At 35.4% G+C, this 24,567-nt stretch carries 27 protein-coding genes; 15 read left to right on the top strand and 12 right to left on the bottom strand.

Translation table 11 applies throughout. The features are described from left to right. Nucleotides 1–29: 29 nt before the first annotated feature. From radA to panC, 5 genes are read right to left on the bottom strand one after another with little or no spacing between them, the layout of a single operon-like run. Nucleotides 30–1,397 (bottom strand): DNA repair protein RadA, encoded by a 1,368-nt coding sequence (gene radA, locus FT993_RS08995; protein ID WP_147862214.1) that lies wholly within the window; start codon nt 1,395–1,397, stop codon nt 30–32. Nucleotides 1,398–1,412: 15 nt separating this feature from the next. Continuing rightward, complete coding sequence (locus FT993_RS09000; RefSeq protein WP_255504457.1) at nt 1,413–2,561, bottom strand: alpha/beta hydrolase; 1,149 nt, start codon at nt 2,559–2,561, stop codon at nt 1,413–1,415. Nucleotides 2,562–2,603: 42 nt separating this feature from the next. After that, nucleotides 2,604–3,572 carry a lysylphosphatidylglycerol synthase transmembrane domain-containing protein gene (locus FT993_RS09005; protein WP_147862215.1) on the bottom strand — a complete coding sequence of 323 codons (969 nt, stop codon included), beginning with the start codon at nt 3,570–3,572 and terminating at the stop codon, nt 2,604–2,606. 5 nt (nt 3,573–3,577) lie between these two features. After that, on the bottom strand, nt 3,578–3,928 hold the full coding sequence (gene panD / locus FT993_RS09010) for an aspartate 1-decarboxylase (RefSeq protein ID WP_147862216.1): 351 nt from the start codon (nt 3,926–3,928) through the stop codon (nt 3,578–3,580). A gap of 12 nt (nt 3,929–3,940) precedes the next feature. Beyond that, nucleotides 3,941–4,789 (bottom strand): pantoate--beta-alanine ligase, encoded by an 849-nt coding sequence (gene panC / locus FT993_RS09015; protein WP_147862217.1) that lies wholly within the window; start codon nt 4,787–4,789, stop codon nt 3,941–3,943. A gap of 111 nt (nt 4,790–4,900) precedes the next feature. Here panC and FT993_RS09020 point away from each other — a divergent pair, with 111 nt between their 5' ends. From FT993_RS09020 to FT993_RS09040, 5 genes are all read left to right on the top strand, one after another. Beyond that, nucleotides 4,901–5,725: a glycogen/starch synthase gene (locus FT993_RS09020; protein WP_147862218.1), complete on the top strand. Its 825-nt coding sequence runs from the start codon at nt 4,901–4,903 to the stop codon at nt 5,723–5,725. A gap of 3 nt (nt 5,726–5,728) precedes the next feature. Then, nucleotides 5,729–7,231: a DUF4270 domain-containing protein gene (locus FT993_RS09025; RefSeq protein WP_147862219.1), complete on the top strand. Its 1,503-nt coding sequence runs from the start codon at nt 5,729–5,731 to the stop codon at nt 7,229–7,231. 2 nt (nt 7,232–7,233) lie between these two features. Next, nucleotides 7,234–9,081 carry a glutamine--fructose-6-phosphate transaminase (isomerizing) gene (gene glmS / locus FT993_RS09030; RefSeq protein WP_147862220.1) on the top strand — a complete coding sequence of 616 codons (1,848 nt, stop codon included), beginning with the start codon at nt 7,234–7,236 and terminating at the stop codon, nt 9,079–9,081. A gap of 116 nt (nt 9,082–9,197) precedes the next feature. Then, on the top strand, nt 9,198–10,709 hold the full coding sequence (atpD, locus tag FT993_RS09035; protein ID WP_147862221.1) for a F0F1 ATP synthase subunit beta: 1,512 nt from the start codon (nt 9,198–9,200) through the stop codon (nt 10,707–10,709). A 37-nt stretch (nt 10,710–10,746) separates the two neighbouring features. Next, complete coding sequence (locus FT993_RS09040; RefSeq protein ID WP_147862222.1) at nt 10,747–11,025, top strand: F0F1 ATP synthase subunit epsilon; 279 nt, start codon at nt 10,747–10,749, stop codon at nt 11,023–11,025. Nucleotides 11,026–11,093: 68 nt separating this feature from the next. Here the strand turns inward: FT993_RS09040 and FT993_RS09045 are convergent, their stop codons facing one another. The 4 genes from FT993_RS09045 to FT993_RS09060 are packed head-to-tail and all read right to left on the bottom strand — an operon-like array spanning nt 11,094 to nt 13,235. Next, on the bottom strand, nt 11,094–11,969 hold the full coding sequence (locus FT993_RS09045; protein WP_147862223.1) for a hypothetical protein: 876 nt from the start codon (nt 11,967–11,969) through the stop codon (nt 11,094–11,096). Nucleotides 11,970–12,006: 37 nt separating this feature from the next. After that, nucleotides 12,007–12,210: a helix-turn-helix transcriptional regulator gene (locus tag FT993_RS09050; protein WP_147862224.1), complete on the bottom strand. Its 204-nt coding sequence runs from the start codon at nt 12,208–12,210 to the stop codon at nt 12,007–12,009. A 12-nt stretch (nt 12,211–12,222) separates the two neighbouring features. Continuing rightward, complete coding sequence (locus tag FT993_RS09055) at nt 12,223–12,723, bottom strand: DUF2975 domain-containing protein (RefSeq protein ID WP_147862225.1); 501 nt, start codon at nt 12,721–12,723, stop codon at nt 12,223–12,225. After that, the gene (locus FT993_RS09060) at nt 12,720–13,235 is read right to left on the bottom strand and encodes a DUF2975 domain-containing protein (protein ID WP_147862226.1); all 516 of its coding nucleotides are present in this window, start codon (nt 13,233–13,235) and stop codon (nt 12,720–12,722) included. The genes FT993_RS09055 and FT993_RS09060 overlap by 4 nt, the downstream gene beginning before the upstream one ends. Nucleotides 13,236–13,396: 161 nt before the next feature. On the opposite strand from FT993_RS09060, the gene FT993_RS09065 reads away from it, so the two are divergent. From FT993_RS09065 to FT993_RS09100, 8 genes are all read left to right on the top strand, one after another. Then, on the top strand, nt 13,397–15,709 hold the full coding sequence (locus FT993_RS09065; RefSeq protein ID WP_147862227.1) for a putative monovalent cation/H+ antiporter subunit A: 2,313 nt from the start codon (nt 13,397–13,399) through the stop codon (nt 15,707–15,709). A gap of 10 nt (nt 15,710–15,719) precedes the next feature. Beyond that, a complete protein-coding gene (locus tag FT993_RS09070; protein ID WP_147862228.1) occupies nt 15,720–16,133 on the top strand; it encodes a Na+/H+ antiporter subunit B in 414 nt (137 codons plus the stop codon). Nucleotide 16,134: 1 nt separating this feature from the next. After that, entirely contained in the window at nt 16,135–16,488 is a 354-nt protein-coding gene (locus tag FT993_RS09075; RefSeq protein ID WP_147862229.1) for a Na+/H+ antiporter subunit C, read from the top strand. Beyond that, entirely contained in the window at nt 16,485–17,996 is a 1,512-nt protein-coding gene (locus FT993_RS09080; RefSeq protein ID WP_147862230.1) for a proton-conducting transporter membrane subunit, read from the top strand. The genes FT993_RS09075 and FT993_RS09080 overlap by 4 nt, the downstream gene beginning before the upstream one ends. A 2-nt stretch (nt 17,997–17,998) precedes the next feature. Further along, nucleotides 17,999–18,475, top strand: coding sequence for a Na+/H+ antiporter subunit E (locus tag FT993_RS09085; protein WP_147862231.1), 477 nt, complete (start codon nt 17,999–18,001; stop codon nt 18,473–18,475). After that, a complete protein-coding gene (locus FT993_RS09090; protein WP_147862232.1) occupies nt 18,472–18,771 on the top strand; it encodes a cation:proton antiporter in 300 nt (99 codons plus the stop codon). Before FT993_RS09085 ends, FT993_RS09090 begins: the two co-directional genes overlap by 4 nt. Nucleotides 18,772–18,773: 2 nt before the next feature. Next, nucleotides 18,774–19,163 carry a monovalent cation/H(+) antiporter subunit G gene (gene mnhG / locus FT993_RS09095; RefSeq protein ID WP_147862233.1) on the top strand — a complete coding sequence of 130 codons (390 nt, stop codon included), beginning with the start codon at nt 18,774–18,776 and terminating at the stop codon, nt 19,161–19,163. A 165-nt stretch (nt 19,164–19,328) separates the two neighbouring features. Next, nucleotides 19,329–20,201 (top strand): cupin-like domain-containing protein, encoded by an 873-nt coding sequence (locus FT993_RS09100; RefSeq protein ID WP_147862234.1) that lies wholly within the window; start codon nt 19,329–19,331, stop codon nt 20,199–20,201. Here the strand turns inward: FT993_RS09100 and FT993_RS09105 are convergent. From FT993_RS09105 to FT993_RS09115, 3 genes are all read right to left on the bottom strand, one after another. Beyond that, nucleotides 20,194–20,670, bottom strand: a complete 477-nt coding sequence (locus FT993_RS09105) for a regulatory protein RecX (RefSeq protein ID WP_370450891.1) — start codon at nt 20,668–20,670, stop codon at nt 20,194–20,196. The two genes, FT993_RS09100 and FT993_RS09105, sit on opposite strands and share 8 nt — an antisense overlap. 63 nt (nt 20,671–20,733) lie before the next feature. Beyond that, nucleotides 20,734–22,272, bottom strand: coding sequence for an Rne/Rng family ribonuclease (locus FT993_RS09110; protein WP_147862235.1), 1,539 nt, complete (start codon nt 22,270–22,272; stop codon nt 20,734–20,736). Between the two features lie 277 nt (nt 22,273–22,549). Then, the gene (locus FT993_RS09115) at nt 22,550–22,840 is read right to left on the bottom strand and encodes an HU family DNA-binding protein (protein ID WP_147862236.1); all 291 of its coding nucleotides are present in this window, start codon (nt 22,838–22,840) and stop codon (nt 22,550–22,552) included. 136 nt (nt 22,841–22,976) lie between these two features. On the opposite strand from FT993_RS09115, the gene mutY reads away from it, so the two are divergent. Further along, complete coding sequence (gene mutY, locus FT993_RS09120) at nt 22,977–24,044, top strand: A/G-specific adenine glycosylase (protein WP_147862237.1); 1,068 nt, start codon at nt 22,977–22,979, stop codon at nt 24,042–24,044. Nucleotides 24,045–24,084: 40 nt separating this feature from the next. After that, nucleotides 24,085–24,549 carry a single-stranded DNA-binding protein gene (locus FT993_RS09125; RefSeq protein WP_147862238.1) on the top strand — a complete coding sequence of 155 codons (465 nt, stop codon included), beginning with the start codon at nt 24,085–24,087 and terminating at the stop codon, nt 24,547–24,549. Nucleotides 24,550–24,567 lie beyond the last annotated feature (18 nt).

The following is a 24,567-nucleotide window of genomic DNA, read 5'->3' on the forward strand; positions in this document are numbered from 1 at the left end:
TTAAAAGCAATTCTAAATCATTTTTATTTTTAAGCAAAAAGATACTCTATTACCTCCTCAACTTTATTCACAAATAAGATTTTAATACCGTATTTTCCTATACTTATTTTGCTCTGTCCAGATAGCATTATGCTAGCAAAGCCTAGTTTTTCTGCCTCTAAAACACGTTGTTCGATTTTAGGAACTGGTCTAACTTCTCCTGCAAGTCCCACCTCGGCGGCAAAACAAATATCTTTAGCAATAGCTATATCTTCATTAGAAGATAAAATGGCTGCGATCACGGCTAGGTCAATTGCTGTGTCATCAACATTAATACCACCAGTGATATTCAAAAACACATCTTTGGCCCCTAATTTAAATCCTGCACGTTTTTCTAGAACTGCCAGTAACATGTTTAGACGTTTGGCATTATATCCTGTTGTTGAACGTTGAGGAGTGCCATAAACGGCAGTGCTTACCAACGCTTGTATTTCGATCATAAGTGGGCGTAATCCTTCAAGGGTAGCCGCTATAGCGGCGCCACTTAAATCTTCTTGTTTTTTTGAAATAAGAATTTCCGAAGGGTTGTTAACTTCTCTTAAGCCTTCTCCTTGCATTTCATAGATGCCTATTTCGTGGGTAGAGCCAAATCTGTTTTTATGTGCTCTCAATATGCGATAGAGGTGATTTCGGTCCCCTTCAAACTGCAAAACAGTATCTACCATGTGCTCCAATACCTTGGGGCCAGCAATACTTCCTTCTTTGTTAATGTGCCCAATTAATAGTACTGGAGTATGAGTTTCTTTAGCAAATTTTATAAGCTCTGCAGTACACTCTCTAATTTGAGAAATACTCCCAGCAGAACTATCAATATAATCAGTTTGTAATGTTTGAATAGAGTCAATAATTAAAATCTCGGGACTCAATTGCTCAATTTGTCTAAAAATATGTTGTGTTTTGGTTTCTGTAAGAATGTAACAATTCTTGGTGTCGTTTCCAATGCGTTGGGCACGCATTTTTATCTGTTGTAAGCTTTCTTCTCCAGAAACATATAAGGTTTTGTAGGGTAATTGAAGCGATACTTGTAACAACAAAGTACTTTTCCCTATACCTGGTTCGCCGCCCAATAAGGTTAAAGAACCAGGTACCAATCCGCCACCAAGCACACGATCTAGTTCTGTATTGTTGGTTTTAAATCGTTTTTGCTTTTCGTATTCAATTTCTTCAATCAAATGGGGCTTTGAGAGGCGTTTATGAGAGGCGGTTATATCTTTACTTTTCCAATCTTTAGTCTCATTTTTTTCAATGACCTCTTCTACTAGGGTATTCCATTGTTTGCAAGATGAGCACTGCCCTTGCCATTTTGCATGCTGTGTGCCGCAATTCTGGCAGTAAAAGGTAGTTTTTATTTTAGCCATTATTTTTGGTAACGTTTACAACCCAAAATCTTTTTTCAAGGTATTTATTTTTTCTAAAATTAGGTCTTTATTAATGAAAGCGACCTCTTCTTTCCCAAAAGCGACTTGATATTTCCGTAAGGCTTTTTTTGGCTTTCCACTTGTTTCATAATAGCGAGCCTCAAAATAATCACCCAGCATGGTTTTTTCGTGTGCTTTTGAAGCTAACTTGCTTAATTCTTTATATTCATCATATTTTTCATTTACTTCAATAGCTTTGGCAATCATTACAAAATCGCTTACGCGGATTTTTATAGCTAAACCATATTGATTTTCTATGGTTTTATATTTCTCGATTAAATGATCAACCAGTGCATTCGTTTCAAGAAGTATTTCATAATCTTTTGCAGAATAAGCTCTAAAGACCGAAAATATCTGTTCTAAAGCACTGGGGATAGCTTTTCCTACTAGGGTGTAATGTGTAGCGTTCTCGATGTTGTCAAAATAATAAAACAACTTTTGGTTTTCTAGTGTTCGTAAACGCTTGTCGGTGGCTAGAATTGTTTCGTGAAGGGCAGGGATGTCATTGCTACCCGTGGCTATGTAATACCATATTTTTTGGTCAATAGCTTTTAATTGGGTAGCAAGATTGTTAGATACAGGTCTTAGGTAATCTGGACTCAAGTTGATGTAGGCATCAAATATCGATTTGTCTTTAAAAAGATAATAATTCATGAAATTAGCGGTTCTGTTTTGCCCAATAATCATTTTAAAGGGAGCAATTCTATAATTTTTTTCGAGTAACGGAAGCAATTCCATTCCTAAAAATTCAAAAAACAGAGCGCCCTCGTCGGCTGGTAAGAGTGTTTCAAAATCTACCTTGGTATCGTTTTCTCTGCTGCCTATTTGATTTACACCCACCACTATCGCCTCAGGGATATCCTCCCAATAGCTGTAATAATCTATGTTGCCTGCAACTGGTTCAAAAAGATAGTCGCCATCAAGTACCACCACAAGGGGGTATTTTTTGTCTGTATTCTTATTATAATTCCGGGGGAGTTGAATTTTGAGTTCGCGTTCTACCTGTAATTTTTCAGATTTTATAATCTTGTAGGTAACTTGCGCTGATATAAAAAATGGAGAAATAAGGATTGATAAAATAACGATAAAATGCATCCTTTTCATATGAGCGGTTTCTAGTTGATTAACTGCTGGAAGATAAAAAATTTAATTCTTATTCTGAAATATAGGCAATAAAAATAAAGAAAGGCTTCCTAAAATGATATTTACTAAGGTTTGGGAGCCCCATAATACCCAACCGAAGGCTTCGCCAGTTTCTCTAGGTATGCCATATAAAAACATCGCACTACCTATGGCAATGGGGTATATGCCTATTCCGCCGTTGGAGAGCGTAATGGCAAAACTACCCACTACGAAGGCTAGCATAATTACATTGGCAGGAATATCTTCGGCACCATAAATGGCATATTTCATTACAAAAAACATGCTTATATACATAGCCCATATAAAAATAGTATGAAAAAGAAACCACCCTCGTTTTTCCATTCTTAAGATGCTTTTCATCCCAAGCAAAATGCCTTGGCCAAAATCTCGTAATTTACTTAGCCATTTATTTTTAGTTCGTTTAATAATCCGTAAAAACAAGACACCTCCACTTATTAAAATGGCAAGGGCCAATAATCCTATAAAAGGGTTGATTTCAAATCGGTTAAAAAGAAATATAAGTTGTTCGCTCTGCAAAAAGAAGGTAAAACTTACCACTAAAAAAAGCATAATTAAATCGGCTACCCGCTCAGAAATAATGGTGCCTAGACTGGTTTCAAAAGGTATTTTTTTGTAGCTGGCAACGGTAGCGGCCCGTAGTACTTCTCCCGAACGAGGAACGCCAAGATTTGCCAAGTAACCACTCATTACAGCCGGGAAACTAAGTTTAAAAGGTAATTTGTGGCCTAAAGGTTCTATTAAAAATTTCCAACGGTAGGCACGGGAAGCGTGGGAAAGCACACCAAAACTTACCGATAATAAGACATAGCCTATTTTCGCTTCAAGAATATTCTCATACAAAGCTTGACGTTCTTGTGGGGTGGAGTGTAAATAAGACAAATAAACAAAAAATACTCCCAAAAATAATGGGAGTATCGTCTTAAGGTATTTTAAATATTTCTTGCGAGGCATCTGCTTTATTCTAATAAATTATTTTCTTCATTAGGGAATAATATAGCGGGTTTAAAGTTTTTAGCTTCCTCGATATCCATTATGGCGTAGGTGATTAAGATAAGTACATCTCCTTTAGCCACTTTTCTCGCAGCCGCGCCATTAAGGCATATTTCACCAGAATTTCTTGGTCCAGGAATTGCATAGGTCTCAAGGCGTTCGCCATTGTTATTATTAACTATTTGCACCTTCTCACCCTCTACAATATTTGCAGCGTCCATTAGGTCTTCATCGATAGTAATACTACCTATATAATTTAAATCGGCCCCCGTAACTTTTACGCGGTGAATTTTTGATTTTACAACGTGAATTTGCATCTTTAAGTTGATTTAATTTAATGCTATATTATCTATTAATCGCACCTCTCCAGCATAAGCCGCTATAAATGCGCGGTATTTAATTTTGGCTTCTATCTTTGTTGCAGGCTCCAGGGTTGCTGCGTTTGCAATAATGAAATACTCCAATTCTAAAATAGCTGAGTTTTTAAACTCTTTTTCAATATCGGCACTTAGTTCTATAACAGATTTTGTGCCAAACTTTTGCTTTACTCCTTGCAAACTCTGAAAAATAAGGCTTGCCCTTTCGCGTTGCTCGGTTGTAAGCAATTCATTTCGGGAACTTCTAGCCAAGCCGTTTTTTTCGCGGCTTATAGCGCATGGAATAATAGTGACTGGTAATTTTTCAATTTCGACCAATTTTTTGATGATCAAGAGTTGTTGGTAGTCTTTCTCGCCAAAAAACGCATAATCTGGCTGTACTAGGCGAAGTAATTTGTTCACAATAGTTCCCACCCCGTCAAAATGCCCTTGCCTAAACTGACCTTCCATATAGTTGGCTAAAGGACCAAATTCATACGGGTGTGCTTGCAGTTTTTCGCTATACATAGTTTGTTCAGATGGTGCAAATAGTATGCAATCTGGATAATGCTTAGCCAGTAACTCGCTGTCTTTCTTTAAGGTACGTGGGTAGTTGGCTAAGTCATTTTGATTATTAAACTGAGTAGGGTTTACAAATATGCTAATCACAACAACATCAGTTGTGGTGTATGCTTTTTCTACCAATGATAAATGCCCGGCATGTAAAGCTCCCATAGTAGGTACTAGCCCAATCTTCTTACCTGCTTTACGCTTGGCAGAAAGCTGGTTTTCTAATGATTCTCTCTCGTGTATTATGTGCACGTTAATTTTTTTAACTCGTGCAAAATTAATATATTACTGGTAAACTGCATAAATTTTTGTAATTTTGCCTGTTTTTTGTCGTTAACAGTAATTTCCAATTCTAAATTATTTATGAAAGATAAACGAATTTTGTATGTGTCTTCAGAGGTAATCCCATACCTTCCAGAAACAGAAATATCATCTATGTCTTTTGAAGTTCCTCGCATGGTGAATAACCAGGGAGGGCAAATACGAATTTTTATGCCAAGATTTGGTAATATAAATGAGAGAAGACATCAGTTGCACGAGGTTATTCGCTTATCGGGAATGAATCTTGTGATAAATGATTTAGATATGCCGCTTATTATAAAAGTAGCTTCGGTACCTAAAGAAAGGATGCAAGTTTACTTTATAGATAATGAGGATTATTTTAAACGTAAAGCCACTTTAACCGATGAAGACGGCCAGTTATATGATGATAACGATGAGCGCGCTATTTTCTTTGCAAAGGGAGTTATAGAAACCGTTAAAAAACTAAATTGGGCGCCAGATATTATTCATGTACACGGATGGCTAGCCTCGCTTTTACCCCTTTATTTAAGAAATTATTACGGAAATGAACCTTTATTTGCCGAATCAAAAATTGTAACGTCTATTTATAATAAAGGTTTTGAAGGTGAGTTAGATAGTGAAATGCAAACCAAGGTGCTTTTTGATGGACTAGAAGATGATGTGGTAACCCCATTGCAGCAACCAGATTATGCTGCATTAATGAAAGTGGCAATTGATAATTCAGATGCATTAATTAAAGGAAGTGCAGAATTGCCAGATGGAGTTTTGCAACATATAGAAAATGCTGACGTACCTGTATTAGAATACAAGTCGAAGGAAGAATTTTCTCAAGCTTATCAAGATTTTTATCTGCACGATGTCTTGGGAGAGGAAAAAGAAGATTAATATATGAATTTTATCCGAATAGTTTTAAGTGCAATTGTATTAAGTCTAGTCTTTGTTTCTTGCGAAGATGATTTGACTCAAACAGGAAGCGGTCTGGTTGGTGAGACCAATTTTAATGCACAAAAGTACAACTTAGTCTCGCTGACGGCAAAAACTGAACCTATTAAAAAAGTTCAAACCAATGCCTTATCTAGTTATGCACTAGGATTTAATCAAGATCCTGTTTATGGTGAAACCTCGGCAAATATTTTAAGTCAGCTTCGTTTAAGTTTTCCAAACCCTCAATTCAATGGCAATCCTGTAGTTGATAGTGTGGTAATGTTGGTGCCTTATTTTAGCCGAATTGAGTCAAGAGAAGGAGAGAATGTTACCTATGCATTAGATTCCCTTTACGGAAATGATTCGTACACACTTGAAATTTATCGTTCGAATTATTTTTTAAGAGATCTAGATCCAACAGAAAACTATGAGACTCAGAAGTATTATAGTGACCAGCAAAGTTTATTTGAAAGCAATTTAGAAGGTACGCCAATTCATATTGAAAATAATTTCAGCCCTTCAGCAAGCGCTGTAAGTGTGGTTGATTTTGAGTCGGGTAAATTAGATACGCTATCTAAAAGCCCTAGAATGAAACTAAAGTTGCCTGCTGCTTATTTTCAACAGCATGTAATCAATAAAGCAGGCAGCGATGCTTTGCTAAGTAATGAAAATTTTAAAAATCATTTTAGAGGGCTTTATTTTAAAGTTAAGAATAATTCGGGTACGCCCTCACAAGCATACACCTTATTAAACTTGAGGTCTGATGAGGCCGAGATTTTAATCTATTATCATATTCCTGCTACTGGGGTAGATGAAGAAGATGAAACCGGAATTTACCGATTGAAATTTGGCGGTCAAATGGTGAATGTTTTTGATACGCAAAATCAAAATATCCCAACTGGGCAAGACCTTTATATTAAAGGAGGTGCTGGTTCAATGGCGGTTATAGATTTATTTACCGAAGAGGGCGAGTTAGAAGATTTGAGAGCAAATAATTGGTTAATAAATGAGGCTAATCTTACTTTTTACGTGAATGAATCGGCTTTAGCTGGAGGGGAAAAACAACCCAATCGCTTATTTATATATGATTTAACCAATGGTGCCACCTTGGCGGATTACACTTTAGATATAACCGCTAATGATAATAATCCGAATATATCAAGGCTGAACCATTTGCAACCGCTTACTACCGAAGATGGTGTTTCTTTTTATAAACTTAGAATTACGAATTATATAGGAGATTTGTTAAACCCGGAAAGCGAGCGTACTAGTTCTAAATTAGGAGTAGTATTATCTAATAATGTTAATGTATTTAATCCGGTAACGGTAGATTTGCCTAATGAGTCTGAACTTAAGCGGATTCCCTCGCCAATGGTATTGAACCCTTATAGCACTGTATTGTATGGTGTTCAAGCTCCAGAAGGCAAAGAATTGAAATTAGAAATTTTTTATACACAACCAGATTAATTATGTGTGGAATTGTAGGTTATATAGGTCATAGAGACGCGTATCCCATTGTTTTGAAGGGATTACAGCGATTAGAGTATAGAGGATATGATAGTGCTGGAATTGCATTGTATGATGGTGAATCGCTAAAGGTTTGTAAAACTCAAGGAAAGGTTCAAGATTTAAAAGAGAAGTTTGAGAAAACTACCGATACTAGCGGTACAATAGGAATAGGACATACCAGGTGGGCAACACACGGAGTGCCTAATGACGTAAACTCTCATCCGCACTACTCGAACTCTGGAGATTTGGTAATTATTCACAACGGAATTATCGAAAACTATGATGCCTTAAGAAAAGAATTGATTTCTAGAGGATATACTTTTCAATCAGACACCGATACAGAAGTGCTGGTTAATCTTATCGAGGAAATTAAAAAACAAGAAAATATAAAATTAGGTAAAGCTGTACAAATTGCACTTAATCAGACCATTGGTGCTTATGCGATTGCCGTTTTTGATAGAAATAAACCCGATGAAATTGTGGTTGCTCGTCTAGGAAGTCCTCTGGCTATTGGAGTAGGTGAAGATGAATTTTTTATTGCTTCAGATGCTTCTCCGTTTATTGAGTTTACCAATAATGCTATTTATTTAGAAGATGGAGAAATGGCAATTGTAAGAAGGGGTAGAGAGGTTAAAATCCGTAAAATAAAAAATGATAATCTCGTAGATCCTTACATTCAAGAATTGCAACTTAATCTTGAGCAGATTGAAAAAGGAGGATATGAGCATTTTATGCTTAAAGAGATATATGAGCAACCCGATGCTGTGACAGATACTTATAGAGGTCGTATGCTGGTTGAGCAAAGCTTGGTTAGAATGGCGGGTGTTGATGATAATCTCGAGCGTTTTTTAAATGCTGACCGAATAATAATTGTGGCTTGTGGTACTTCTTGGCATGCAGGTTTAGTTGCTGAGTATATTTTTGAAGATATAGCACGTATTCCTGTTGAGGTAGAATATGCTTCAGAATTTAGATATAGAAATCCTATAATAGGTTCAAATGATGTAGTTATTGCAATTTCTCAGTCTGGAGAAACTGCCGATACTATGGCTGCTATTAAACTGGCCAAAGAGAAAGGTGCCTTTGTGTTTGGAGTATGTAATGTTGTGGGTTCATCGATTTCGCGAGAAACGCATGCAGGAGCTTATACCCACGCCGGACCTGAAATAGGGGTAGCCTCAACCAAAGCATTTACTACCCAAATTACCGTTTTGAGTTTGATTGCTTTAAAACTTGCTAAAGCCAAAGGAGCGATTTCGAATTCAGTTTTTCAATACCATTTAGAAGAATTAGATTTAATTCCAGAAAAAATAAAAAAAGCCTTAGCTTCTAACGAGCATATTAAAGAAGTGGCTCAAAAATATATGAATGCAGCTAATTTCCTTTACTTGGGTAGAGGTTTTAATTTTCCTGTAGCACTTGAAGGAGCTTTAAAATTAAAAGAGATATCTTATATCCACGCAGAAGGATATCCTGCTGCCGAAATGAAACACGGCCCTATTGCCTTGATTGATGAAAAAATGCCAGTGGTGGTAATTGCAACCAAGAAAGGGCACTACGAAAAAGTAGTTAGCAATATTCAAGAGATAAAATCCCGAAAAGGGAAAATTATTGCAGTAGTTACAGAAGGCGACCAAGATGTAAGATCTATGGCCGATTATGTGATAGAGGTTCCCGATACGGTTGAAGCCCTCACGCCATTACTTACAACCATACCTCTACAATTACTCTCATATCATATTGCGGTAATGTTGGGTAAAAATGTAGATCAGCCCAGAAATTTAGCAAAATCTGTAACGGTAGAGTAAGTAATTTAAAATTTATGAAAGCGTACTAGAAAATTTATAAAAAAAATCTATCTTTGCAGCCAGAAAAAGCAATACCATTTTTGGTGATTACAAACTATAAATAAAACCATTAGATAATGTCTAAAGTTACAGGTAAAGTTGTACAAATTATAGGTCCTGTTGTTGATGTTGAGTTTAACACAGAGAACGCCGAGTTACCCAAGATTTATGATTCTCTTGAAATCATAAGAGAAAACGGAGCAAAACTCGTACTTGAAGTGCAAACACATATTGGAGAAAATATGGTAAGAACCATTGCAATGGATTCTGCCGATGGATTAAGTAGAGGGGCCGAAGTGGTAGCTACTGGTAATCCAATTCAAATGCCAATTGGCGATGATGTTTATGGACGTCTATTCAATGTAACTGGTGACGCTATTGACGGTTTAGGTGATTTACCAAAAACCGGTAAAGATGGTTTGTCAATACACCGTGAGGCTCCAAAGTTTGAAGACTTATCTGTATCTACAGAAGTTTTATTTACAGGTATTAAGGTAATTGATTTGATTGAGCCTTATGCTAAAGGTGGTAAAATTGGTCTTTTTGGAGGAGCAGGAGTAGGTAAAACCGTTCTTATTCAGGAATTAATTAACAACATCGCCAAAGGACACGGTGGACTTTCTGTGTTTGCTGGAGTAGGTGAGCGTACCCGTGAAGGTAATGACTTGTTGCGTGAGATGTTAGAATCTGGAATTATTAAGTACGGAGATGATTTTATGCACTCGATGGAAGACGGTGGATGGGATCTTAAGAGAGTAGATAAAGCTGCTATGAAAGAGTCTAAGGCAACCTTCGTATTTGGGCAAATGAATGAGCCACCAGGAGCACGTGCTCGTGTTGCCTTGTCTGGTTTAACCATTGCGGAATTCTTTAGAGATGGAGCAGGAGACGGTCAAGGTAAAGATGTACTTTTCTTTGTAGATAATATATTTAGATTTACCCAGGCAGGTTCTGAGGTGTCGGCATTATTAGGGCGTATGCCTTCTGCTGTAGGTTATCAGCCTACCTTAGCAACAGAAATGGGGGCTATGCAGGAGCGTATTACTTCAACTAAAAAAGGATCTATTACATCGGTACAAGCAGTATATGTACCAGCAGATGATTTAACCGATCCAGCACCAGCAACTACATTTGCTCACTTAGATGCTACTACCGTATTATCGCGTAAAATTGCCGAGTTGGGTATTTATCCTGCAGTAGATCCGTTAGATTCTACTTCTAGAATTCTTACCGCTGATATTCTTGGTGATGATCATTATAATTGTGCACAACGTGTAAAAGAGTTGTTGCAGCGATATAAAGAATTACAAGATATTATTGCAATCTTAGGTATGGAAGAATTATCTGAGGAAGATAAACTTGCTGTATCAAGAGCAAGACGTGTACAGCGTTTCTTATCGCAGCCATTCCACGTAGCAGAACAGTTTACTGGTTTAAAAGGAGTCTTAGTAGATATTAAAGATACCATTAAAGGGTTTAACATGATTATGGATGGTGAGTTAGATCACATACCAGAAGCAGCGTTCAACTTGAAAGGGACTATCGAAGAGGCTATCGAGGCTGGAGAAAAAATGTTAGCTGAAGCTTAATCATAAAGAATGCTTTAAAGCTTTAAAATTTAAAAGTATGCACGTAGAAATTGTAACCCCAGAGAAAGTATTGTTAAGTGCCGAAGTTGATTCGGTGGCAGTACCGGGTATTAATGGTGAATTTCAAATGCTTAATAATCACGAGGCTATTGTATCTGTTCTGGTAGCAGGGAAGGTTAAAATAGACGGGAAAATTGAGTTAGACGAGTCCATCGCTAAAGAATTTGCAACTGGTGAAGATGGTAGATTAGAGTACCACATTAAAGGCGGCGTGCTTGAATTTAATAATAATAAAGCGATAGTGTTAGCCGATTAAATTGATCTTACTATAAAACTAAAAAAGCCCGAACACTAGTTCGGGCTTTTATTATCTAAAATAAAGCATTAGTAATAATCAAAATTAATAGTATAACGTACAGTTTGTACTTGGGTGTCAAGGTTTTCAGCAATAAAGACTCCTTCTACAGGATAGTCACCTGTATTATAAGTGTAGTCTACAGTATATGAAGGCCATTGAGATTCATCATACTCTTTCTTTTCAGTAATATTGTAAGGACAAATACAGTATAAATCTTTTATGATTCTTCCTATACTTGTTGTTGTTGAGCCGTTATATGAAACACCTGTTAGATTTTTATCTATTACAAACCCAAACTCATCAAATAAATAATAAAAAGGATTATTATTATTGTCAAATTGTAAAAACTGCTTAAAGCCTGGGTCATATTCGTTTTCAAATGTTTCGGTTTTCTCTATTTTGTTGCTAGCATCGTAAAAAATATTGACAGTAGGAAACATGTTTAAGCCCATAATTTGCGAGGTTAAACCATTGTTGTTATAAGCGTAGATATAACCAGCGATTTCCTTTAATGTATTATTACCATGGTAGCTATGAACTATGGAGCTTTCAACATTGCTAAAATTATTTGAATCACCGAAATCCACAGAAGTGGCATTAGGGTTCATTTCATATTTAATGGTTTCTTCTATTTTATCTGAAGCATTATATGTAAAAGAATAATAAGTAATTTTATTTAACTCATTTACATAAGCAAGTTTATCTAGCTTATTGTCGTAGTAATGAAAATAAAAAGAATAAATATCTCCATTTTGGTCTACAGTAAAGGATTTTAGTGAATTGGGGGCGGTGGTTTCTGTTTTATCTTCTTCAATGATTTCTACTTTAGAATCATCGTTGCTGCAAGAAGTTATTAAGGAGAAAGTAAGAAATAGGGGGAGTAGTACTTTTATTGATTTCATAAGATTAAGTTTTTTCTAGCTAAGTAAAGATAATCAATTATAATTTATGTACAATAATATCTCCTGGTTGGCAATCTAATGCTTCACAAATAGCTTCAAGCGTGGTAAAACGAATTGCTTTGGCTTTCCCAGTTTTTAAAATAGATAAATTAGCTGTTGTAATGCCAATGCGTTCAGCCAAGGCTACAGACTTCATCCCTTTTTTCTCTAAAACTTCATCTAACTTAATAATAATGGGCATAGTGTTTTAACCTTAAATTGTTAAATCATTCTCGTGTTTTATCTTTTGATGTTCTTTTAATAGTTGACTTACAATTAGCATAAAAACACCAATACAGCCCGTAAACAAAACGTAATGGCTATTATATACGCCAAAATTAGCTCCGCCAAGGAAATTTTCAAAAACAAAATATTTTAAAACACCTAATGCAATCTCAGTTAAACAAGCTAAGATTAACATAAGACCTATGCGCTTGATTAAGCTCACATGTTTTTGGTTGTTAAATCCATTACGGAGGAAATTTTTTGCTACTTTTCTGAAATTTAAAATGGCATAGAAGAATGAAGCCGAACTCAAAAAAGCGAGCAGTAGGAAAATTGTTTTGATTAGCCAGTTAAGTTCTGTTTTTATAGGTGCCTCAGGTGCCAATAACTTGAGCCCAAAAAACCAACTAAGAATATGATTAAGCAAGGCAAACCCTACGATAAAAGCCAGAATGTCTAACAAGGTGAAAAAAATTATCTTTTTTGTCATATGGTTAAATTTATCTCGTTTTTATGTTGTTGAGCAACTTTAAAAATTTTGGATAAAAACAGGAAAAATAATCCTAAAACTAAATGGAATAGGGTGCCAGTAAAATCATATTTGATATGCAAGCCAAATTCTATTTTACCTTGGGTTATTAAGACGGAAATAAAGCTTGCTAGTAGCTGTACAGCCTTTATGGATAAAATTAAAATTCCAATGATTTTTAATCTATTGATCTGATTGAGGCTGAAAAAGTCCTTTCTGTAAAAATGCGAAACAAGGTCTTTAAAAAGTTTAAGGGTAAATATATAGAGCATACCAGTTATGATCCAACTATAAAAAATTAAGCTGTGAGTTGCTGATGCGTTTATCGACAGCCAATGTAAATTCTCCATTGCGGCTAAATCTTGACTAAAAAATTTCATATAAATCAATAGCCCCACTATAATTATATAAAATAATACAGATAGATAAAATAAAGTTCCTATGAAGGTGCGTAAAGTTTTTAAGCTATTCATGATATTATTGTTTATCGATAACAAATGTAAATAAAATTATCGAATAACAATAATTAAAACTGCGTATAATGTTATCAACGTGTTAAACCTGTAGAATATAACTTTCGCTGCCAAAGGTTTAACTTTTAGTTTTTATATTTGTAAATTCAATACTTTTATCTATGCTTTTAGCCATATTAATTGGATTTTTTGCGGCATTATCTCAGTTGTTGTTTGGTAAATTTATGAAGGGTAAACTTTCTATTTTACTAAGCTTAGTTCCGCTAGCATTATTTATATTTTTTGTTCAATATATTCCGGCCATTGCCGCTGGCGAAATTGTAACAGTCAAGCACACTTGGGTTTCCTCATTTGGGGTAGACTTAGATTTGAAATTAGATGGTTTAGCGCTTCTTTTTAGTTTGATGATAACAGGAATAGGAACTTTGGTTTTTATTTATACCTCGGCTTATTTAAAAAATCATCCTATGCTAGATAGGTTTTATGGCTATCTATTCATCTTTATGGCCGCTATGCTTGGGCTGGTACTATCTGATAATTTTCTGGCTATGTTTATCTTTTGGGAGCTTACCAGTATTAGTTCATTTTTTTTAATCGGATTTAATAATACCAATCCAGATTCCCGAAAATCTGCTTTAACTGCGTTATCTATTACCGGTATTGGCGGATTACTATTTCTAGCAGGCGGGTTGTTGCTTGGGGAGGTTACTGGCACCTACCAGATTTCTCAAATGATAAGTCAAAACGAACTTTTAGTAAATCATAGTTTGTATGTCTTAATTGTGGCGTTAATTTTTGGAGCAGCTTTCACCAAATCGGCTCAGTTTCCTTTTCATTTTTGGCTGCCCGGTGCGATGAAGGCCCCTACACCGGTTTCAACTTATTTGCACTCTGCAACCATGGTTAAAGCAGGAATATATTTATTGTTTAGGCTTTCGCCGGTTTTAGGAAATAGCGATTTTTGGAACAACACCCTGTTAATCGTTGGGGGTATTACCATGCTTTATGCCGCATTTCACACCTTATTCAGAACAGATTTAAAAGGAATTTTAGCTTATTCCACAATTGCAGCTTTAGGTATTCTTACTTTTTTAATAGGTTTAGGTACCAAAGAATCTTTTATTGCAGCCGCCGTATTTATTCTAGTACACGCGCTTTATAAAGCAACTTTATTCCTTATGACCGGTGCGATAGATTTATATACCGGCACGCGAGATGTTACTAAGCTTTCAGGCCTACACAAGGTTATGTTGCCTATTGCTATAGCTGGAGGTTTAGCTGCAATTTCAAATGCAGGAATTCCACCTAGTATAGGTTTCATAGGTAAAGATCTTATTTACGAAAGTACTTTGCATTTTAAACATAACGCTATTTTACTTACCACGCTTGCCATTCTTACTAATATATTAATTGGCTATGCAGGCTATGTTGCTGGGGTTAAACCATTTTTAGGGAGAACGCCTACAGGATTAGAAAAAGTAACATTCCCACATCCGGCTATTTGGATACCACCAGTTATATTAGGGGTGCTAGGATTTGTTTTTGGTTTATTTCCAAGTCTGGTTGAAGCCTCTCTTATAAAACCAATAGTAGCTACTACTGGCGTAGATACAAGTGATATCCATATCAAGTTATGGCATGGTTTTAACACCGTATTGGGTTTGAGTGCTATAACAATCATTTCGGGAATCGCTTTGTATTTTATTTGGAAACCCAATGCTACTAAACGCTATTTTATTCAACGTTTTGATAAACTTTCGCCAAAGTTTATAATTGAAACCTTGGCGGATTGGTTCGAATCTTTTTCGGATTTGTGGACAAGAATTTTTCAGAACGGATATTTGCGCAATTATATCACCGTAATTGTAGTCTTTTTAATTTCATTGGTAGCCTTTACACTGCTTAACAATACGACTTACCAAATTGATTATAGTTCTTTTTCAAAACTAACCATATATGAAGTGGTTTCTTTATGTATTTTGATTTTAGCTATAGGCTTTGCGGTGTTCACGAAATCGAGACTAGCAGCAGTTGCGGCTACAGGGGTTATGGGATATAGCATCTGCCTATTTTTCGTGTTTTATAGTGCTCCAGATTTAGCTATGACACAATTTGCTATTGATACTTTAACCGTTATCTTATTCGTTTTAGTTTTATATAAACTTCCCCGCTATTTAAATTTATCAGACTATAAAACCCGAATTAAAGATGGTGTTATAGCCATAGCCTTTGGTGGATTAATCAGCATACTAGCTTTAGAAGTTCTGGCACAGCCCCAAAATAATGAGATAAGCGCTTATTATGCAGAAAATGCGTATGTGTTGGCGCATGGTAAAAACGTAGTAAATGTTATTTTAGTTGATTTTAGAGGTATAGATACTATGGTTGAAATCTCTGTTTTAGCTATTGCGGCTATAGGAGTTTTTGGGTTATTGAAGCTCAGATTGAAGTCAGAAGAAAGAAAACAACAATAATTTAAAAGAGATGAGAACCTTAATTTTAAAAACAGCTTCAGATTACCTTTTGCCTATCTTGTTGCTTTTTTCAATATTTATCCTTCTTCGAGGGCATTATTTGCCTGGAGGCGGATTTGTGGGCGGACTAATGGCATCTATTGCTTTTGTTTTGCACGCGTTTGCCAACGGACTCAAAGACACAAAAAAATTATTAAAGTTTCATCCAGGATTTTTGATGCCTGCAGGTTTGCTCTTGTCTTTTTTGAGCGGATTGTTACCGGTAATTCTTCAGGATGCAGCTTTTATGACAGGCTTATGGCTAGAGAACCCTATACCAGTTATAGGTAGTATAGGTACTGCGCTATTTTTTGATGTAGGCGTTTACATTGTTGTTCTAGGAGTCACTTTAACCATTATATTCACCATTTCAGAATCAGCTTAATATGGAGTTTCTTTTAGCTATAATGACAGGAGTTTTATATGCAGCGGGTTTGTATATGATGCTACGAAGAAGTTTAGTAAAACTTATAATTGGGCTTATTATCATTGGTAATGGGGCAAATCTGCTCATTTTTTTATTAGGTAGAATTACTAAAGGTGCTCCGCCTATTATTCCAGGAGACACTAAGTTCTTTGCCGATATTTATGCAGATCCCGTTCCGCAAGCCCTTATTTTGACAGCCATTGTTATCAGTTTTGGTTTGCAGTCTTTTGCCATAATATTGATAAAACGAGCTTACCAAGTAGTTAAAACAGATGATTTAGACGAAATGAATACCATAGAAGAAGAAGTATGACGCAACAATTTTTACTATATCCATTACTTTGGCAATTGTTTTTAAGCATCGTGTTGATGTTTGCTTGGCGCCATATCCAAATACAAAAAATTATAAGTATTGTAGGAAGTGCAATTGGGGTGGGCCTTTCTGTAGCTCTCTTTTATGAGGTTTGGCAAAATGGTACCTTGGTAGTTCAAGCCGCCAGTTGGAAAGCCCCTTTCGGAATAAGTTTTGTGGGCGATATGTTAGCGGCCACTCTCGTATTGTTAACATCTATAGCTGGGCTCGCGGTATCTAGCTATTCGGCGGCATCACTTATCCCAGCCAGATTGAGATTTGGCTATTTTTCTATTTTCCATTTTTTAATTTTAGGCCTTACAGGAGCATTTTTAACCGGCGATATCTTTAACCTTTATGTTTGGTTCGAAATTATTATAATAAGCTCATTTGTTTTAATAACTCTTGGTGGCGAAAAAGCACAAATAGAAGGTGCAGTTAAATATTTTACATTGAACTTTCTGGCTTCGATTATTTTTTTAACCGCAATTGCTGTGCTTTACGGATTAGCCGGATCGTTAAATATGGCAGATTTGGCTATTTTAATTCCACAGATTGAAAATAGAGGTCTGGTAGAAGTTGCTGCGATTCTATTTTTGGTGGCTTTCGGAATCAAATCGGCTGTTTTTCCACTGTATTTTTGGCTTCCAGCCTCATACCATACGCCTCCATCTGCTATTGCTGCGATTTTTGGAGGTTTACTCACAAAAGTAGGCGTATATGCACTAATTCGTTTCTTTAGCCTAATGTTTGTAGAAGATGTATTGCTTGACCAAATTTTAATGGTAATAGCTATACTTACATTAATAAGCGGAGGTCTAGGCGCTATGGTGCAAACTAACGTACGAAAGGTATTTTCTTACTTGATTATTTGCCATATAGGATTTATGATTGCTGGTTTGGCAATGTTTACAGAATTGGCAATAGCAGGGGCTGTGTTTTATTTAATTCATGATATCGTGGTAAAAACAAATCTGTTTATGATTAGTGGTTTAATTTACCGAATTAAAGGAAGTAATAGATTTAAAGAGCTAGGCGGTATCTATAAAGAATATCCAAAATTAAGCTTAATGATGATTATTCCCATGTTTTCGCTTATAGGAGTTCCCCCTTTGTCTGGTTTTTGGCCAAAGATTAGCTTAATTATTGCTAGTTTCGATACGCAGAGTTACTTTATTTTGGCAGCCGTTATTTTTGCAAGTTTTATAACCCTAGTTGTAGTAGCTAAGCTATGGGCTGAGGTGTTCTGGAAAGATCCAGATAAGTTTCCTAAGAAGAATCACTTCTTGTACTTTAAGAAAATGACTCTTGCTAGGAAATTGCAAATGATTTTACCTATATTGATGTTAACAGGAGTTTCGTTATATTTAGGTTTTGGAGCTGAAAACATCCAGCAGTTGTCTATACGGATAACCAGTGAATTAATGAACACCGATTTTTATATCAATGCGGTTCTACCAAATAATTAACTATGAAAAATAGATTCTTATCTAACATACTACTTACCTTTATTTGGGTGGCCATTACTGGAGATTTTAATTTTTCTAATTATGTATTTGGCTTTGTTTTAAGTTTTGTGGTTTTGTATGTGATTACCCGAGGTAAAGGTGATGCGAAGTATTTTAAAATAATACCAAAGTTAATATCCTTTGTTTTCTTCTTTTTATATGAATTGCTAAAAGCAAACTTACAGGTCGCTTATGATGTGGTTACCCCAACCTTCTATATGCAACCAGCAATTGTTCAGGTGCCCTTAGACGCCGAAACAGAATTAGAAATTGCCTTATTGGCTAATCTTATAACTTTAACACCAGGTACTTTGAGTTTAGATGTGAGTGATGACCGAAAAGTTCTGTACGTGCACGCCATGTACATGGAAAACAAAGAAGATTTTGTAAGAGATATTAAAAATGGTTTTGAAAAACGTTTATTAGAGATTTTAAGATGACAGTAGAAGAATATTTATATTATATCATATTGCCCATTCTGGCCATTTCGGTGCTATTGGTTTTTATTCGCTTTGTTATGGGGCCAAGAATAGTAGATCGCGTAGTAGCATTAGATTTATTAATTACAATTGGTATAACCATTATTGCTGTTTACAGTATTGTTTACGACCAATCTACGTTTTTAGATATCGCAATGATATTAGGGCTTATCGCGTTTTTAAGTACTGTGGCTTTCTCGTATTATCTAGAAAAAAGCAATAAAGCAAACTTGAATAAAGCTCAGAAAAATAAATAAAAATGACAGATGCACTCATAATAGGTTTTTCAACATTAGGCGCAGTATTTATTTTTTTGGCTGCAGTAGGGTTCTTACGTATGCCAGATACATACCTACGTATATCGGTAACCACAAAAGCCGTTACGCTGGGGGTAGGGTTAATACTTGTGGCCGCGGCCATTTATTTTGATAATTTATCGGTAACTTCACGTGTACTGGCTATAATTTTATTTATAATTTTAACTGCACCGGTAGGGGCTCACTTAATTGGCAGAGCAAGTTATTTGTTAGGAATGCCTTTGTGGAAAAAAACAAAGAGAGACGATCTTAAGGGGAAATACAAGCGAATTACACACCATTTAAGTAGTAAAGAAGAGTTTGTAGAGCACGAAAAGGAACAAGAAGATTGATTTTTTGTCGAAAAAAGTTCAATCAAACCGATAAAAAGTGGAAGAATTTCGTATTTTTGATCTAGCTAATTAATTTAGTTTTTGTAAATTAGGATATTGGGGTAACCTGATTTAACATTTAAGCCTTGGTTCTACCAAGGCTTTTTATTTTAAAGCCTATACCAAATGCAAAAATTGAATTTACAATCTATTGAGCGGGTTCAAGATATTAGCCCAAAATCTTTTAAAGAAAACTACCTGAAGCCACAGAAACCCCTTATCATAGAAAAAGGCATCACCCATTGGCCAGCCTACCAAAAATGGAATTTAGATTATATGGTAGAGCAGGCAGGAGACAAAGTTGTCCCTTTATATGATGATCGACCGGTGCGGCATGATGAAGGCTTTAATGAGCCGCACGCTCGTATGAAGCTGAAGGAATATGTAGATTTATTAAAAAATGAGCCTACCAAATACAGGATTTTTTTATGGAACATCCTTAAAGAGGCACCAGATCTTCAAAATGATTTTAATTACCCAAATTTTGGGGTTAGGTTTTTAAAAACTTTACCGATGTTATTTTTTGGCGGAAAAGATTCTTACACCTTTATGCATTATGATATCGATTTGGCCAATATTTTTCACTTTCATTTTCACGGAGAAAAAGAGGTAATTTTATTTGACCAAAAGCAAAATGATTATTTATATAAAATCCCTCATTCTTTAATTGTAAGAGAAGATATCGATTTTAGTAATCCAGATTTTAAAAAATGGCCTGCATTAGTTAAAGCTAGAGGGTTTAAGGCTAGTTTAAAGCATGGGGATATGTTGTATATGCCAGAAGGATATTGGCACTATATGCGATATGTTACTCCAGGTTTTTCTATGAGCCTTAGATCAATTCCGCGAAAGCCAAAAAACCTAGCAAAGGCAATTTATAATATTTTTATTATGCGCAATTACGATAACTTTATGCGAAAATGGAAGGGGCAAGATTGGATAGACTATAAAAACAGGGAGGCTATAAAAAGAACCGAACATAAATTGAAAACTACTTGATATCACCCTGATTTTGAATTTGCTCATACACCAGATGGGTCTCCCAACCTCTATAAAGAAAGTAATTCATTACTTTTTTCTTTTTATTTGCTAGATTAGATTCTGCGGTAGCATTCCATTTTTTTTCAACAAGACGGCTTAACTTTGCTAAATACTCAGATTCGTCGATTTGATTTAAGCTGGTTTTGATATTTATAGCGCTAATCTCTCTACGTTTCAGCTCGTTAATAATTCTTTTTTTGCCCCAGTTTTTTTGATTGAATTTGCTAATGGTAAATATTTTTGCAAAGCGTTCTTCATTTAAAAAGTCCTGCTGAATCAACTCGACTATAATATGCTCTTTTGCTAGGGGAATTATATGGAGTTCATCTAATTTTTTATTGACCTCTTGGTGACATCGCTCTTGATAAGCGCAATAACGCATCAGTTTGATTTTGGCTTCCTCAACGGTAAATGACTTCTTTTTCACGATTCTTTTTTTTGAATTATAAAAATAAAAAAAGCCCGAGAAAATAAAACTCGGGCTTTAATTTTAGGAAATAATTTCACCATTTTTATCGTGAAAATGATATTCCAGATACGTGTAAGCGTCTCTAGGTAATATTTTAACCCATCGCTTGTGATCAAAAAACCACTTGCTTCTGGGTGATGGAATACCTTTAGTTAAAAAGGCGGCAATAAAAGGGTGTGCGCTTAAAGATAAGTTCTTGTGCCCTTTTTTAATATGTTTTTGAAGGTCGGCATTTATTTTATTAATGACCACAATAGGAGCTTCTATTTCTCCATTTCCGTTAGGATTTTCTTCGCGGGTTTTAATATTCATTTCCGGCCTTACGCGTTGTCTTGTAATTTGTACCAATCCAAATTTTGTTGGGGGTAAAATTTTGTGTTTTGCGCGATCATCGCTCATCTCATCACGCATATGATTGTAGAGCGTTTTACGATTTTCGGCGTTACTCATGTCAATAAAATCTACCACTATAATACCTCCCATATCGCGTAATCTTAATTGGCGAGCTACTTCTGTAGCGCTTATAAGATTTACCTCTAGAGCGGTATCTTCTTGGGTTTTTGCTTTGTTGCTTCGGTTACCGCTGTTCACGTCTATAACGTGCATGGCTTCTGTATGCTCTATTACAAGATAAGCTCCTTTACTCATAGAAACAGTTTTACCAAAAGCAGATTTTATTTGTCTTTCAATACCATATTTTTCAAAAATAGGAACGTTAGACTGGTATAACTTAACAATAGACTCTTTTTGTGGGGAGATTTTTCCCACGTAATTTTTTAATTGTGTATAAAGGGTTTCTTCATCGGTCACAATAGCGGTAAAGGAGTCGTTGAACATATCTCTTAAAATGGAAGAAGCTCTACTTAACTCGCCTAATACTTTTGTAGGATGCTGGGCTTTATACAATTTTTTACACATGCCAGTCCATCGATTTACTAAGTTTTGCAAATCGCGGTCTAGTTCTGCTACTTTTTTGCCTTCTGCTACAGTTCGTACAATTACCCCAAAACCTTTTGGTTTTATACTTTTTACCAATCGCTTTAAGCGATCTCTCTCCTCTTTATCTTCAATCTTTTGTGAGATAGAAATGCGATTTGAGAAAGGTACCAATACAATGTATCTTCCTGCGAAAGAAAGTTCACTGCTTATTCTAGGACCTTTAGTAGAAATGGGTTCTTTAACTATTTGTACCAGTATAGACTGATTTGATTTAAGAACATCAGTAATACTGCCGTCTTTATCAATATCTTTCTCAAAAGGATAATCCTTTAAAGAAAAGTCTTTTTGTTTACCTGTGCTTACACGTTTTACGAATTTTAATAAAGTAGAAACTTGCGGGCCAAGGTCATGATAGTGTAAAAAACCATCTTTCTCATAGCCTACATTAACGAAGGCTGCGTTTAAACCTGGCACAGCTTTTCTTATCTTAGCAATAAATATATCACCTACAGAAAAGTTGCTGTCATCTTTTTCTTTATGTAATTCAATTAGTTTTCCATCTTTTAGTAAGGCAAAATCAACAGCATCGGAATTTGATCTGATAATTAATTCTCTATCCATAATTCCAGCTTAATAGATTTATTATCCGTATATAAATATACAGATGGATTAAACAATTTTACTCACAGGTTATGTAAATAAATAAATTGAAACCTTTTTTTAAAGGCTTCTTTGTCAATGAACGTTTGAACAAAAAGAAGTAGTGCTAAACTACTTCTTTTTCTTATGACGGTTAGCTCTTCTTCTCTTCTTACGCTTGTGCGTCGCTACCTTATGTCTTTTTCTTTTTTTACCACTTGGCATAAAAATATGTTTTTAGATTAATAAATGATTTTTGTTACTTTACTTCTACATTGGTTTTTACACCTTCTACAAATACTTTTGCAGGTTTAAATGCAGGTATATTGTGTGCAGGAATTTTTATAGTTGTATTCTTAGATATATTTCTTCCTGTCTTTTCTGCTCTTGTTTTTATGATAAAGCTACCAAAGCCTCTTAGATATACATTGTCACCATTCTCTAAAGATTCTTTTACCTCTTGCATAAAAGTTTCAATAGTCGCTTGTACGTCCGCCTTTTCCATACCTAATTTATCTGAAATATTCGCTACAAGATCTGCTTTCGTCATCGTTAAGTTATTTTAAAATATGGGTTAATATTTTCGAGGATGCAAATATACTAATTTAATTATCAATAAGTCAAGCATTAAATCGTTATTTAGTTTTCAATCTATTCTATTAAATTTGTACATTCAAATTTTGTCTATGCTGTTTTCTGAAAAATTAATTGACTGGTATTCAATTAATCTACGTGATCTCCCTTGGAGAGCAACCCAAGATCCTTATAAAATATGGTTAAGCGAAATTGTGTTGCAGCAAACCCGTGTAGCACAAGGCATGCCGTATTACTTGCAATTCTTAGAGCGATTTCCTACAGTTTTTGACTTAGCAGAGGCGAAAGAAGATGAGGTTTTAAAGCTCTGGCAGGGCTTGGGGTATTATTCGAGAGCTAGAAACCTGCACGCAACAGCACAATATATTGCGCAGGAAAAAAATGGGATTTTTCCGCAAACGGCTAAAGAATTAAAAAAACTTAAAGGCGTGGGAGAATATACGGCTCATGCTATAGCTTCATTTTGCTTTCGTGAACCTGTTGCCGTTCTAGACGGAAATGTCTTTAGAGTGCTGAGCAGAGTTTTTGGAGTAAATGACGAAATTGATACTCCCGCAGGAAAAAGGATTTTCAAAGATTTAGCTCAAGAATTACTCGACAGAGAAAAACCAGGTCTATACAATCAGGCCATTATGGAATTTGGGGCTTTGCAGTGTACACCGAAGATTCCAGATTGCACTATCTGTCCGTTTTCCAAGAATTGTGTAGCATATCAAAATCAATTAATAGAAGACTTACCTCGAAAAAAGAAGAAGGTTAAAGTTAAAGAAGAACACATAAATTATTTGGTGTTGTTAGACAAAAATGGCAATACTTTTATGAAGCAAAGAACACAGAAAGGTATTTGGCGTAATTTATTTGAATTTCCTAGACTAGAAAGTGAATTTGTTAATGACGTTTCTGAGGGCTTAAATGAAACTATTAGGTTGAAATCGTTAGAAAATCATAATGTAGAATTAACCGCTTTTTATCCAAAGCCGGTAAAACATTTATTATCACATCGTAAGCTGCATATTCAATTTTGGATAGGTAAATTTAGTGATTACTCTACATTTTCTTCGATGGCAAAAAAATATCATTTTGTGCAAAACATTCATACCTTTGCAGTTCCAGTGGTAATTGAAAGATTTATTGGAGCGAGCGATTTTTTCAACTCGTAGTTTTTTTTTACATTTACTACTATAATCAATTAATAAAACTATGTCAGGAACCTTAAATAAAGTAATGCTTATAGGGCATACAGGAGATGAAGTGAAGATGCACTATTTTGAAGGGGGTGGCTGCATAGGTAGATTCCCTTTAGCTACCAATGAAGAATACCTAAATAAGTCAACTGGTGAGCGAGTAAGCAATACAGAGTGGCATAACATTGTAGTGCGTAATAAAGGAGCCGAAATTTGTGAAAAATACCTTAAAAAGGGAGATAAAGTTTATATAGAAGGTAGAATTAAAACCCGAAAATGGGTAGATGATAAGAACCAAGAGCGGTATAGTACAGAGGTACAATGCACAGATTTCACTTTTCTTACACCCAAATCGGCGAGTAATCAAAACCAAGATGCTAGTTTAGGTGTTGCAAATGAGGCCAAACCGCAGACGCCAAACCCCAATACAAGCCACGCTGGATCGGTTGATACCGAAGACCACGATGACTTGCCATTTTAATTCTTGTTTAATTAATCT

The organism is Mesonia sp. HuA40 (genome assembly GCF_008017835.1).
Classification (GTDB): Bacteria; Bacteroidota; Bacteroidia; order Flavobacteriales; family Flavobacteriaceae; genus Mesonia.